Here is a 12,567-nt window from a genome sequence, read left to right on the forward strand (position 1 = left end):
GCGACCGGTTGCGCGGAGACATTTCGAAACAAGGCCGGACGGCCGTCATTTTGAGATGCCTTCGGGCTGGGGTGCGGAAAGCGCGTCCCCGGGGAAGGGCTTCGACGACTCGAATCCTCGGGAGCGCAGCAGCCGCGTCGGCTGTGCCGCTGACCGATAGCATGCCATAAGTCCGTGTTGCCCCGACAGCGGCATCCCGCCACGCCCCGCGTTGCGCGATGGACGTTGACTGTCTCCTACCGGACGGTGGCTTGCGCGAGCTGAGCGTGGAGGTGTGCAGAACCGACAATGCCAGCGGTAGCCGTCGGGCATCGTGAACGCCGCTTCGACATCGCGTCGAGGCCGTGGTTAATCACCACGTTCACCGCACTGATGGAGGATTTCACGATGTACGCACTTCAGCCATTTTCCGGCGCCATGACCGGGCACGCACCCGCCCAAGTTGCCGGGCAATTTGCCCCCATCGCTTTGCATCCGCCGTTGCCATCCGAATCCGCACGCGTGGAGGGCTTCCCGTTGCAAAGCGTAGGCAACATCGAGGGCGGACGCCCGGCGCATGAAAATTGGACGTCGGAGCATGCGCCGCTGCGGTTGCCCGATGTACTGGCTGCACCCGCGCGGAACAATGGCACGCAGCGTGCCGCGCCGGTGCTGTGTCCATCGGCGCTGCAAACCTTGTATGTTTGTGCCGGTCCCGTCGATGCCGAGCCACGCCCCGGCGCGGCGGATTATTCGAATCATCCGGTGCTGATGCCGGATGCGCGCAGCGAACGTGGGCAGATATGCAACGAGGTCGTGGGCGGTTCGCTGCTTGGCACGGACGGTCGCAACGGCACGTCGGCCTACGAGGCGGTTCGTTCTGACGTCGCCAAGACAGTCGGTGACACGGCCCGCCGCTGGACCGGTAAGCCCGATCTGGTCGGCAAGAAGGAGTGGACGCAGGCTTGTCTGGTGCGCGAGCCGGTGCACGCATTTGTGAGCCAGGTGAATGAGCGTCTGCACGAGGGCCGACGCACGCTGCCCGCATCTGATGCCACCGAGTGGATGTTGCGCGTCGCACTGTCCACCGGCTCACCGATGCAGCAAGCGATGGCGCGCGCCGATCTTCCCAAAACGGTCGCCGTGTGTTCCAACGACTGGGCAAAGCTCGCGCTCGGCATCGAACAGACCGGCGATGCGCACTGGGGCATGCGCCACGCCGACGTGATGCAGTCGGCAAGGTTGCCGCAAAACAACACGCAGTCATTCATGGCATTGGCCACATCGATGCATACTTCGCTGCGTCCGGAGGTGGCATGCCAGCGGCTGCGTAACGAAATGACGGCGCTCGGTGTGCCGACACGGCGGGCGTTGGAAGCGAACGATTCCGATGAGTCCTACGAGTCCTACGATTATTCCGATGTCTAATTTGCCATCGTTAAACGCGGCATAAAAAAACGCGCCCGGATCTCTCCGGGCGCGTTCTTCATTTCAACGCCATCAAAGCCGCGGGCTTTAGGTGCGTTGATAAATCTCAGCGCCCTTCTTCACGAATTCGACCGCTTTGACTTCCATGCCTTGCTTGAGCGCGGCTTCGTCCGAGATGCCTTGCTTGGCAGCGTAGTCGCGCACGTCCTGCGTGATCTTCATCGAGCAGAAGTGCGGGCCGCACATCGAGCAGAAGTGCGCCACCTTGGCCGAGTCCTTCGGCAACGTCTCGTCGTGGAACTCACGCGCCTTGTCCGGATCGAGACCGAGGTTGAACTGGTCTTCCCAACGGAATTCGAAGCGTGCCTTCGACAGGGCGTTATCGCGAATCTGTGCGCCCGGGTGACCCTTGGCCAGATCGGCGGCGTGCGCGGCGAGCTTGTACGTGATGATGCCTTCCTTCACGTCGTCCTTGTTCGGCAGGCCCAAGTGTTCCTTCGGCGTGACGTAGCACAGCATGGCCGTGCCGTACCAACCGATGGTGGCGGCACCGATGCCCGACGTGATGTGATCGTAGCCGGGGGCGATGTCCGTCGTGAGCGGTCCGAGCGTGTAGAACGGGGCTTCGTCGCAGTACTCGAGCTGGAGATCCATGTTCTCCTTGATGAGCTGCATCGGCACGTGGCCCGGGCCCTCGATCATCACCTGCACGTCGTGCTTCCAGGCGATTTGCGTGAGTTCGCCCAGCGTCTTCAGTTCCGAGAGCTGCGCTTCGTCGTTGGCATCGTAAATCGAGCCAGGACGCAGGCCGTCGCCCAGCGAGAACGCCACGTCGTAGGCCTTCATGATTTCGCAGATCTCTTCGAAGTGCGTGTACAGGAAGCTTTCCTTGTGGTGCGCGAGACACCACTTGGCCATGATCGAACCGCCACGGCTCACGATGCCCGTCATACGGTTGGCGGTCATCGGCACGTACGCGAGGCGCACACCGGCGTGGATGGTGAAGTAGTCGACGCCTTGTTCAGCTTGCTCGATGAGCGTGTCGCGGAACATTTCCCACGTCAGGTCTTCGGCCTTGCCGTTGACCTTTTCGAGCGCCTGATAAATCGGCACCGTGCCGATGGGCACCGGGCTGTTACGCAGAATCCATTCGCGCGTTTCGTGAATGTGCTTGCCGGTCGACAGATCCATGACCGTGTCGCCGCCCCAACGGATGGCCCACGTCATCTTGTCGACTTCTTCGCCGATCGACGACGTCACGGCCGAGTTGCCGATGTTCGCGTTGATCTTCACGAGGAAGTTGCGGCCGATGATCATCGGCTCCGATTCCGGGTGGTTGATGTTGTTCGGGATGATGGCGCGCCCGCGGGCGATTTCGCTGCGCACGAATTCCGGCGTGATTTCAGCGGGCAGGCTGGCACCGAAGTGTTGGCCCGGGTGCTGACGCGAGAGCAGCTTGGCAAGACGCTCGCCTTGCGGACCGGCATTGCGCACGCTCTCGATGTATTCCTGACGGCGCAGGTTTTCGCGAATGGCGATGTATTCCATCTCCGGCGTGATGATGCCCTGACGCGCGTAGTGCATCTGCGTCACATTCTTGCCGGCCTTGGCGCGGCGCGGCGTGCGATGCAGGCCCGGGAAGCGCAGTTCAGCGGTGGCCGAATCGTCGGCGCGTTCGCGGCCGTAGGCCGACGAGAGGCCAGGCAAGGCTTCGGTGTCGCCGCGCTCTTCGATCCAGGCGGCGCGCAGTGCAGGCAGGCCCGAGCGGATGTCGATCTTGGCGTCCGGGTCGGTGTACGGGCCCGAGGTGTCGTAGACGAAGATCGGCGGGTTCTTCTCGCCGCCGAAGCTCGTGGGCGTATCGGCTTGCGAAATTTCACGCATCGGAACACGCAGGTCTGGGCGCGAACCGTTCACATAGATCTTGCGGGAATTGGGCAGCGGTGCGATCGCGGCTTCGTCCACGCGCGCGTTGGCTGAGAGGAACTTCGGATTGGCGTTCATGCAATGTCTCCTGGCGGGGCACGTGTTGACGCCGACAAATTCGGCGCAAAGCGGCTCAGGAGCATGAACGGGGGCGAGTGACTTCTACGCTCCCTGCGCTGGCATTATCCAGATCAGGTTCTAAGGGTATTTCTCACCCACAACTCACGTTGCAGGACCCCTGCGCTAGCTTTGCGGCAACGATACACCGACATGACACGCAAACACAAGCGCGATCTGTCCCGAAAACTATCCAGAAATGGACTGGCTGCGTTGACTAGAAAATGGTGCGCCGCGTCATAACTGGCGCGATTTTTCGTCGTCGTCGAACGCCCGGGCGAGCCGCTTGGCCACGTCGTCGGCGTTGGCAACGGGCACATTGGTGAAGCTCATCACCAGTGCGGGCGGCAACTGACGTTCGATGCGGAAATACGACAATGCCCCCGGCGCCAGACCATGCGGATGGGCCGCGTGGCACACGGCACGATCGTCGCGATGCGGCTCGATCCAGCCCAGCAGATGCATGCCGCCGGCTTGTTGTGCGAGCTCGATGCGACCGGGTAGATGTTGTCGCAGTGCGTCAGCCAACGCAGCACGGCGCTCGCCGTAGAGTTGACGCATGCGCCGGATATGGCGACTGAAGTGGCCTTCTGTGATGAAGTCGGTGACGGTGGCTTGCTCGATCCAGCCGTGCACGGGGCTGAGGAGCGCGGTCGCCGCCGTGAATGCGTTGCACAACTCAGGGGGCACGACGAGGTAGCCGAGCCGCAAACCGGGGAACAGCACTTTGCCGAACGACCCCGCGTAAAGCACGCGCTCGCCACCGTCGAGACTCTTGAGGGCGGGCAACGGCGCACCGGTGTAGCGGAACTCGCTGTCGTAATCGTCTTCGACCACCCAAGCTTGATTCGCCTGCGCCCACGCCAGCAAGGCGAGACGCCGTTCGAGCGGCAGCGCGACCGACAGCGGCGACTGATGCGACGGCGTGATGACGGCGAGCCGCGCATGCGGGGCACGGCGTTCTCCTTCGGCGACGTCGAGCCCGTCATGGTCGACAGGCACGGGCACCAATGCCGCCCCCACCATCCGTAACGCTTCATGCGCTCGGAAATAACCCGGGTCTTCACACCAGACAGCGTCACCCGGTCGCAGCAGTACGCGGGCGATCAGCGACAGTGCCCCTTGAAAACCTGTGGTGACGATGACTTGCGCCGGGGCGCAGTGAATGCCGCGCGCAATCGCCAGATAACCAGCGATCGCCTCGCGCAGCGGCGCGAAGCCAGCGGCGTCCTGATAGCTCAAGGCGTCGGACGGGAGATGGCGGGCATGCCGTGCCGCGAGTCGCGCCCACAATTTTCGGGGAAACTCATCAAACGCGGGCATGCCGTTTTGCAGCGGCATAGGCGTGCCGTGAGCGCTGAGCGGCACGTGGCTGGGGTTGTCGCTGCCCTTATTGCTCGTGGCCTTGCGTGGCCCTGTATCGCGGGGCAAGACCTTGGCAGCGGCATCCAGACGTGCCGCGCTCAACTGCGGGTTGACGCGGCTGCCGGCCGCGCCGCGCCCGATCACGAAGCCTTCGGCAACGAGCCGCTCGTAGGCCGCCTCGACGGTGCCGCGTGCTACCCCAAGTTCGCTCGCCAGCGCGCGTGTAGAGGGCAAACGCGACGACGGGGCGAGTTTCCCGGAGAGAATGCCTTCGCGAATCCGCTCGTAAAGCGCGCGATACGTCGGCGTGCCGGTTGCCTGCGCGGCCTCGCCAAGGTGCAGGGCGCTCAGATCGGACAGATCGGACCGATCGGACATGGCGGACATGGCGGACGCGTCGGGCAAGGCGGGCATGTGGGGTGTCTCCGTGGGGGAATGCGCATCTCGGGCCTGTTGGCCTACTTTTTGGCCTACCGATTCTATTCTGTTTTGGCTCTTCCGAAGGGGGCCAAGAGCCCGTATCGTTGCATCCATCGACACACCGCGCAGGCGGCAGCGGCCACCGGGTTGGGGGCCGACGTCAGCGGTGTTTCCCGACCTTCAACGGAGACTCGAATCATGATGCGACTGAACTACATCAAAGCCGCCCCGCGCGCCTACGAACACATGGCGGCGCTGAGCGGCTACTTTCACGATTGCAGCTTGCCGGGCGGCTTGCTGGAACTGGTGTGGCTGCGTGCCTCGCAACTGAACGGCTGTGCGTTTTGCATCGACATGCACGTGGCCGACGCGCTCAAGGTCGGCATCGAGGCGCGCCGTCTGCATCTGCTCGACGCATGGCGCGAGACTGAACTGTATTCACCGGCGGAGCGCGCCGCACTCGCGTGGACGGAAGCCGTCACCAACGTGCAGGACGGTCATGTGCCGGACGCCGTTTTCGCTGACCTGCGCGGGCATTTCGACGACAAGCAGATTGCGGACCTGACGTTCGCCATCGGCACCATCAATGCATGGAATCGTCTGGCCATCTCGTTCCGCGCGCCGCTGCCGAAGACGCCGCAAGGCGTGCGCTAAGCGGGCGACACCGTTGGCATTACTCCGCGATGCGCACCTCGCGCTGAAACTCGCGCGGCATCAGCCGTAGCGCGTCGCGGAAGAAGCGCCGGTCGGGCGGCGGCAACATCGGCAGCACGCGCCCAAGCGATTGGGCGGCGTGCGTGGCCTGCGGCGAATCGCCGTCCTGATGCAGCGCAAACCACAACATCTCGAACCACAAATTGGCGAGCTGCAACGGCTCGAAGCGCACGCGCCCTTCCTCGTGATCGGCCAGTGTCGTCGCCACCACATCGGTCCATTTCGAAAACCCCTTGGCGCGCGAGAACGGTGCGCCGAACGGCTGCACGGCGTCGAGAAATGCGTCGACGGCGAGCGGCGTGCTCGCACGCAGCGTTGCCAGATCGGGGTCGCGCCACACCGGCACTGCCCCGCGCGCGATGCGCAGCAAAAACACCGTATTCCACACCGAATTGCCGCCCACCCCGAATCGATCGCAAATCCATTCGGACAGGCCGATCCAGCGCAGCGCCTGACGCTGCACGTCCGCGACCGCGAGACGCCGTGCCGGGTCGATCAACGAATCCTGCCAAAACAGCCACAACGACAAACCGATGTTGGCCGCCACGTGCTGGGCGAGTTCGATGGAGTCGGCTTCGAACGCGGCTTGCAATGCGTCGGAGAAGGCGGCGAGGGCGTCGGCTGCCGATTGCGCGCGAGCCGGCTGAGGGCCGGGGCGTGCAGCGTGTGTCTTGTAGAGCAACGCTTGTAAATTACGCGTCTCGAAGCGGATGCGCGGGTTGTAGACGAGGCAGGGCGCGAGCGTGGCGTCGTCGCTGATGCGCTGCAAGTGGGCGAATGCCCCGGCCTCGTCGCGCAGGGCATACGCCTGCCACGCCTGCACGATCCAGTGCATGGCGCGCAACGTGGGGGACGAGTGTTGCGTCGCCGCATGCGCACCGAACGTCTCGGCGAGCGCGGTGAGCGTGCGTTTTGCGCGGGCGACGTCGCCCATGCGCCGCCAGACTATGGTTTCTGCCAGTAACGCGATTCCGCGTTGCACGTCGTCGACCGCGCAGACTTGGGCGGCATGAAACGACGGAATGGCGCCCGTGCGTTGCGTGCGCAAGCGTGCGTGAGGTGCGGGTTCCGCGGGGGCGAAGAAGATGCCGTCCTGCATGTCGCGCTTGCCCAGCGTGACGTGGTGCCAGAACGCAATGTCTTGCATCACGTAGTCGAGCGCCGGGGTGTCGAGCGTGGGCGGCGCATCTTGCGAGAGACCGAGGAAGGTGGCGAGCGTGCGCCGCTCGTCGCTTGGCGTAGTGCCACCAATCGTGACGACGATGCGATCGAGTTCGTCGCTGGCCAGCCAGAACGGCCCCTTGCCGCGGCCGCGTTTAGGCAGCAGACGCGCGTCGGCATGGCGATCGTCACCCCATCCGGCCACGACCCCCCAATCGCTGAAGTCGGCAAAGGCCCGGCTCACCAGCATGCGCAAGTCGCCGGCCTGCGCGAAGCGCGATTTGAGCGCTGCCAGCGGCACTGGCGACGACTCGTAGCGCGCCGCAAAGTACAGGCGCATCAGCAGCCACAAGCTCTGGTATCGCACCGGTTGATCGTCGACTTGCTGCGGCGCGTCGAGACGAATGACGAGGGGCGGGGCGGTGCCTGGTGCGATGGGTGAAATGTCCGCCGTGGGAGACGGATGAACGCGAGGATCTGGCATGGCAGCGTGCCGGAAAAGTGGGCGCAGAGGGCCGCAATAACCGGCATTGTGCGCCGGATTCGCGGCAATGATACGGCGGTTACATCGGTTACGGCACCATGACTTTTCATGTGTCGAAACACCTCCTATGCTGCAAGCGCTTTCGCAAAAGCGAGCGCTCGGCCAGCGCTTACCGATACCCGTCCATGACATTTGCTTATGGCGTCAATCTACCCACTGAAATCAGGACTCCAAAATGATAAAACGCTCTCGCTGGTGCAGTCGCATTGCCATTTTTCGGATGATTTGTGCATTGCTATCTCCCGTTGCATTCACAACCCCGGTACACGCGGCCGATGCCGCCGCGAATGCACCGAAGCTCGTGGAGCGCGCCGATTGGGGCAAGTACTTCGATGCGGAAGGCGTCAAGGGCACGATCGTCGTGCTCGACGGACGCACCGGGGGGTATCAGGCCTACAACAGCGCTCGTGCCGACCAGCGCATGTCGCCCGCATCGACGTACAAGATTTTCAATAGCTTGCTAGCGCTCGATTCGGGCGCGCTCGACAACGAGCGCGAAATCATTCCTTGGGACGGCAAGCCGCGCCACTTTGCACGATGGAATGCCGCGATGAATCTGCGCGAGGCGTTCCGCGTGTCGTGTCTGCCGTGCTATCAGGTCGTGTCGCACAAGATTGCGCGCCAGTACGCGCAGGCCAAGCTTGACGAGGTCGGATACGGCAACCACACCATCGGGCGTGCCGCGGATGCGTATTGGGTGGACAACAGCCTGCAAATTTCAGCGCGAGAGCAGGTGGTGTTCCTGCAACGGCTGGCGCGTGGTCAGTTGCCGTTCTCGGCGCGCACGCAGGACATCGTGCGGCAGATTTCGATTGCCGAAGCGAACATGGACTACGTGATGCACGCCAAGACCGGCTGGTACGTGGACGGCAAACACGATATCGGCTGGTGGGTCGGCTGGGTCGAGCGCGACGGCAATATCACGACTGTGGCGATGAATATGGACATGAGAAGCGATGACGATGCGCCCAAGCGTGCGCGGATTGCCCGTGCCGTGATGAAGGATCTGAAGTTGCTTTGAGGTCGGCGTGACGTAGCGGTGAGGTCGCGCTGAAGACGCGCTGAAGACGCGCTGAAGACGCGCTGAAGACGCGCTAATGCTGCTTTGGCGCCGCGTCGGTGCCGCACCGAGGCGGGAGTCTGCTGTGAGGCGGACTCCCGTGACGGGCTTGCTATGCGACGGCCGTGGGTTACAGCGTGCGACCGTGCTTGAGCGCCGAAGCAATCTCCGTCACATGACGGCCCTGCGTCTTGGCGATCTTCAACTCGTTGGCGCTGGGGTGGCGCGAGCCGTCCGCGCCCGCGAGCGTGGTGGCGCCGTAGGGCGTGCCGCCCGTGATTTCCTGCATATTGGTGAGCCCGGGCTCGGAATAGGGCACGCCGACGATCACCATGCCTTGGTGCAGAAGCGTGGTGTGAAAACTCGTGATCGTGGTTTCTTGTCCGCCGTGTTGCGTGCCGGTACTGGCGAACACACTGCCGACTTTGCCGATCAGTGCGCCTTTGGCCCACAGGCCGCCGGTCTGATCGAGAAAGTTACGCATCTGCGCGGTCATGTTGCCGAAGCGCGTGGGGGTGCCAAAGATAATCGCATCGTAGTCGGCCAACTGCTCGACGCGCGCCACGGGCACATGAGCGAACGCTGCGCGGGCGGCCTTTGCGCCGCTTTTCTCAAGGACTTCGTCGGGGACCAGTTCGGGGACTTGCATCAGCGTGACGTCGGCACCGGCGACGCTGCGCGCGCCTTCGACGACCGCTTCGGCCATCGTGTAAATGTGTCCGTACATGCTGTAGAACACCACCAGAATCTTGGCATTGGCCATGGAATGCTCCTAAGGGGTGAAGGGGCAAAGTGGCTGGCGTCACGACCGGCCGGCAATCGGCGGTGCGATGCGAGCCGTTTCATCATAGTCGACGCACATGACGAAACGACCGGCACGCATCTGTGCCGGGACAATTTGTCGCTGACGTTCTGGGAGGGGAGGTGTGCCGTCGCTCAGCGAAGGCGCGAGCCGCCTAGCGAAGGCGCGAGCCAATCAAGCAGCCCAGTGCGAGCGCGGCCATCAGGACCGCGACGCTGGCCGACAGGCCGCCCGCCAGCGCGAGACCGGTGGCGGCAAGACCGTGAGCCATCACAGCGGCGGGCACTAGCAACATGGCGGTCACGACGGACCATCGCATGACGTAGCGCCACATGAAGCGGCTTACGATTCGCATGCGCGCGTCGAGTTGATGCCGCTGCCAGAACGACAGATCGGCTGCCGCGTGAAAGAGCCACAGCGGGCTGAAGTATTTGATGAACAAGTCCATGACGCCATACCGGAAACACAATGCCCGCGGGGTGCGGGCATGGCGTCGAGGCATGGTGGGGTGAGAAGGGGGTGAGTCCTCACACGACAGTCAGGCGCTTTCGGGGGGAATCGACGCAGGGCAATTGTAGCAGGTGCTCACTTACATTTCGCCCAGAAAAGCTGTCGCGCGGGTAATAAATGAAGTCATCGATCGCCAACGTGCAGGTTACGCCGCGTATCGGCAGATATCTCCAATGGTGTCAGGGTTCGCCGCCCGGTTTGGCGGACTTCGCCGTCTTCGCTGACGCCGCCGAGAGAACGTGGGGCGCGTTGGCCGTAATTTGCTGGATCAATTCCCACACGGATTGGGCTGCGGGTGACAGCGTGCGGTTCTTCCGGCGCACCAACATGATCGTGCGGTCGAGTTGCGGCACGAGGGGCAGGGCGACCAGTCGGCCGCCGTTCTCCGGCAGGCCGGGCATGGCGGGCAGTGCCAGCGCGGGCATGATGCTGATGCCGATGCCCGCTTCGACCATCCGAAACACGGTGATGGCGTGCCCGACTTCCTGTGCGACCTGACAGTAGGCGCCGTGCTCGGCCAGCGCCCGGTCGATGAGCGGGCGGCTGCCAGACGCGTAGTCGAGCAGCACGAGCTTCTCACCGTTCAAATCTTTCCAAGTGACTTGTGACTGCTTCGCGAAGCGATGTGAGCGGTCGCACACCACGAGGAACGGCTCGACCATGATGGGTTCACCAACCAGATCGTCCGTCCCTTCGGACGCCACAATCACGCCGAAGTCGACTTCACCGTGCCGAACGCTGTCGGTGGCGAGCGTCTGCACCTGATCGCGCAGCATCAAGGTGATGTCGGGATAGCGGGCGGCGCAGGCGGAGATGCACTCGGGCATGAGGTTGGCCGAGATGGTCGGTGCGCTGGCCACGCGCACCCGGCCGCGCCGCTCTTCGGCCAGACCGTGGGTATCGCGCAACGCGCTCTCGAGTTCGTCGAGCACCCGGGCAAGCGTGGCCGAGAGGCTAGCGCCCACTTCGGTCAGCGTGACCTCCCGCGTGGTGCGATCTACCAGCTTGAGGCCGAGTTCTTGTTCCAACTCGCGAATGCAACGACTCACGGCCGGTTGCGTCAGGCCGATGTCCTCGCCCGCCCGGCTGAAACTGCCGTGCTCGGCGACGGCGAGGAAGACCTTGAGTTGGCGCAGCGAGATATTCATGCGTTATTGGTATGAATAAATTTTTTAAATGAATTTGTATTTTAACTGTCCTTGCGCTTTAATACGTAAAAACCCGTATCGCGAGCGCACACTTCCGGTCACATTCGATCGCGCACCGATCGATTGTCGACGGCGCTGCCGGCCCCGAGCCGCAGCGTTCTGTGTCGTTGCGTACGGGCTTTGTCTTTTGTAATTCCGCCGAGATTTCCTCGAGCTCGACCCGAGATTGACGATGGCCCGACCGCGTTTCCTTCCCGACAACTTTACGTTGATGTTAGTGGCGACCGTAGCGCTCGCCAGCTTCCTGCCGGCGCACGGCGAGGGCGAAGTCGCCTTCAACTTGCTCACGAACGTCGCCATCGCCGCGCTGTTCTTCCTGCATGGCGCGAAACTCTCGCGCGAAGCGGTGCTCGCGGGTGCCACGCACTGGCGCCTGCACCTGCTCGTTTTTGCGAGCACGTTTGCGGTGTTCCCGCTCGTCGGTGTTGCGCTCAAACCTGTGCTCTCGTGGGCCGTGACCCCTGAGCTGTATCTCGGCATCTTGTTCCTATGCACCTTGCCGGCGACGGTCCAGTCGGCGATTGCGTTCACGTCGATCGCCCGTGGCAACGTGCCGGCCGCCGTGTGCAGCGCTTCGGCCTCCAGCTTGTTCGGCATTTTCATCACGCCAGTGCTCGTGGGCCTCGTCGTGGTGCATCACGATGGCAATACCGGGGCATCGCCGTTCGACTCCATCGGCAATATCATGCTGCAACTGCTCGTACCGTTCATTGCCGGTCAGTTGTCGCGCAAGGCCATTGGCGGCTGGGTCGAGCGTAATCGTGCGTTGCTCAAGTTTGTCGATCAGGGTTCGATCTTGTTGGTGGTGTACACGGCGTTCAGCGAGGCGGTCAATACCGGCCTGTGGCATCAGATCCCGCCGCTGGCGCTGCTCGGCCTGCTGGGCTGCTGCGCGGTCATTTTGGCGGTGATGCTCGCCTTCACCACCTTCGCGGCGCGTTGGCTCGGGTTCTCGCGCGAAGACGAAATCACCATCGTCTTCTGCGGTTCGAAGAAGAGCCTCGCAAGCGGTATCCCGATGGCCAAGGTGCTGTTTGCCACGGGCCCGCTGGGTGCGATTGTGCTGCCGCTGATGCTGTTTCATCAGATGCAACTGATGGTGTGTGCCGTGCTCGCGCAACGCTATGCGACCAAGCAGCGCGCCGCACAGGCGAAAGCCGGTAAGGCCGGGGTAGCCAAGGCGGCCAAGCCGGACGGTAGCGCAAAGGCCGGTGCCGGCCGCTAAGCGCGACGCCGTTCGTCACATCGAAAATCGCGGTCCGCGTCCACTGGCGCGGGGCCGCGCAGACCCGTACAAAGCGCGCCCAAGGCTCGCTGTCACACGTTGGTCGTG

At 63.4% G+C, this 12,567-nt stretch carries 10 protein-coding genes and 1 riboswitch; of the genes, 4 read left to right on the forward strand and 6 right to left on the reverse strand.

Annotated features, from left to right (window positions below; all coding sequences use genetic code 11):
- Positions 1–288: 288 nt before the first annotated feature.
- Positions 289–1,407 (forward strand): hypothetical protein, encoded by a 1,119-nt coding sequence (locus ACPWR9_RS19465; protein WP_426330860.1) that lies wholly within the window; start codon positions 289–291, stop codon positions 1,405–1,407.
- An 87-nt stretch (positions 1,408–1,494) separates the two neighbouring features.
- Here ACPWR9_RS19465 and thiC read toward each other — a convergent pair whose 3' ends face one another.
- Complete coding sequence (thiC, locus tag ACPWR9_RS19470) at positions 1,495–3,411, reverse strand: phosphomethylpyrimidine synthase ThiC (RefSeq protein WP_150680543.1); 1,917 nt, start codon at positions 3,409–3,411, stop codon at positions 1,495–1,497.
- 73 nt (positions 3,412–3,484) lie between these two features.
- A riboswitch (TPP riboswitch) is annotated at positions 3,485–3,583 on the reverse strand.
- Between the two features lie 104 nt (positions 3,584–3,687).
- A complete protein-coding gene (locus tag ACPWR9_RS19475) occupies positions 3,688–5,229 on the reverse strand; it encodes a PLP-dependent aminotransferase family protein (RefSeq protein WP_426330858.1) in 1,542 nt (513 codons plus the stop codon).
- A 204-nt stretch (positions 5,230–5,433) separates the two neighbouring features.
- On the opposite strand from ACPWR9_RS19475, the gene ACPWR9_RS19480 reads away from it, so the two are divergent.
- On the forward strand, positions 5,434–5,889 hold the full coding sequence (locus ACPWR9_RS19480; protein WP_426330857.1) for a carboxymuconolactone decarboxylase family protein: 456 nt from the start codon (positions 5,434–5,436) through the stop codon (positions 5,887–5,889).
- 19 nt (positions 5,890–5,908) lie between these two features.
- On the opposite strand, the gene ACPWR9_RS19485 is transcribed toward ACPWR9_RS19480, so the two are convergent.
- Positions 5,909–7,594 carry a hypothetical protein gene (locus ACPWR9_RS19485; protein WP_426330855.1) on the reverse strand — a complete coding sequence of 562 codons (1,686 nt, stop codon included), beginning with the start codon at positions 7,592–7,594 and terminating at the stop codon, positions 5,909–5,911.
- A 235-nt stretch (positions 7,595–7,829) separates the two neighbouring features.
- Between ACPWR9_RS19485 and blaOXA the strand changes: the two genes are divergently transcribed.
- Positions 7,830–8,675 carry a class D beta-lactamase gene (gene blaOXA, locus ACPWR9_RS19490; RefSeq protein ID WP_426330854.1) on the forward strand — a complete coding sequence of 282 codons (846 nt, stop codon included), beginning with the start codon at positions 7,830–7,832 and terminating at the stop codon, positions 8,673–8,675.
- Between the two features lie 169 nt (positions 8,676–8,844).
- Here the strand turns inward: blaOXA and wrbA are convergent, their stop codons facing one another.
- The 3 genes from wrbA to ACPWR9_RS19505 all read right to left on the reverse strand — a co-directional run bounded on the left by wrbA (position 8,845) and on the right by ACPWR9_RS19505 (position 11,174).
- Positions 8,845–9,477 carry an NAD(P)H:quinone oxidoreductase gene (wrbA, locus tag ACPWR9_RS19495; RefSeq protein ID WP_426330852.1) on the reverse strand — a complete coding sequence of 211 codons (633 nt, stop codon included), beginning with the start codon at positions 9,475–9,477 and terminating at the stop codon, positions 8,845–8,847.
- A gap of 193 nt (positions 9,478–9,670) precedes the next feature.
- Positions 9,671–9,964, reverse strand: coding sequence for a hypothetical protein (locus ACPWR9_RS19500; RefSeq protein ID WP_426330851.1), 294 nt, complete (start codon positions 9,962–9,964; stop codon positions 9,671–9,673).
- 241 nt (positions 9,965–10,205) lie between these two features.
- Positions 10,206–11,174 (reverse strand): LysR family transcriptional regulator, encoded by a 969-nt coding sequence (locus tag ACPWR9_RS19505; RefSeq protein WP_426330850.1) that lies wholly within the window; start codon positions 11,172–11,174, stop codon positions 10,206–10,208.
- Between the two features lie 232 nt (positions 11,175–11,406).
- Between ACPWR9_RS19505 and ACPWR9_RS19510 the strand changes: the two genes are divergently transcribed.
- Positions 11,407–12,459: a bile acid:sodium symporter family protein gene (locus tag ACPWR9_RS19510; RefSeq protein WP_426330849.1), complete on the forward strand. Its 1,053-nt coding sequence runs from the start codon at positions 11,407–11,409 to the stop codon at positions 12,457–12,459.
- The last annotated feature ends 108 nt before the right edge of the window (positions 12,460–12,567 follow it).

The organism is Pandoraea pneumonica (assembly GCF_049918595.1).
GTDB lineage: Bacteria > Pseudomonadota > Gammaproteobacteria > Burkholderiales > Burkholderiaceae > Pandoraea > Pandoraea pneumonica_A.

Bases quoted from the DNA above. Each gene is read 5' to 3' on its own strand.
- wrbA (WP_426330852.1), bottom strand. From the start codon at position 9,477: ATGGCCAATGCCAAGATTCTGGTGGTGTTCTACAGCATGTACGGACAC.
- ACPWR9_RS19485 (WP_426330855.1), bottom strand. From the start codon at position 7,594: ATGCCAGATCCTCGCGTTCATCCGTCTCCCACGGCGGACATTTCACCC.
- ACPWR9_RS19475 (WP_426330858.1), bottom strand. From the start codon at position 5,229: ATGCCCGCCTTGCCCGACGCGTCCGCCATGTCCGCCATGTCCGATCGG.
- ACPWR9_RS19510 (WP_426330849.1), top strand. From the start codon at position 11,407: ATGGCCCGACCGCGTTTCCTTCCCGACAACTTTACGTTGATGTTAGTG.
- ACPWR9_RS19465 (WP_426330860.1), top strand. From the start codon at position 289: ATGCCAGCGGTAGCCGTCGGGCATCGTGAACGCCGCTTCGACATCGCG.
- ACPWR9_RS19480 (WP_426330857.1), top strand. From the start codon at position 5,434: ATGATGCGACTGAACTACATCAAAGCCGCCCCGCGCGCCTACGAACAC.
- ACPWR9_RS19505 (WP_426330850.1), bottom strand. From the start codon at position 11,174: ATGAATATCTCGCTGCGCCAACTCAAGGTCTTCCTCGCCGTCGCCGAG.
- blaOXA (WP_426330854.1), top strand. From the start codon at position 7,830: ATGATAAAACGCTCTCGCTGGTGCAGTCGCATTGCCATTTTTCGGATG.
- thiC (WP_150680543.1), bottom strand. From the start codon at position 3,411: ATGAACGCCAATCCGAAGTTCCTCTCAGCCAACGCGCGCGTGGACGAA.
- ACPWR9_RS19500 (WP_426330851.1), bottom strand. From the start codon at position 9,964: ATGGACTTGTTCATCAAATACTTCAGCCCGCTGTGGCTCTTTCACGCG.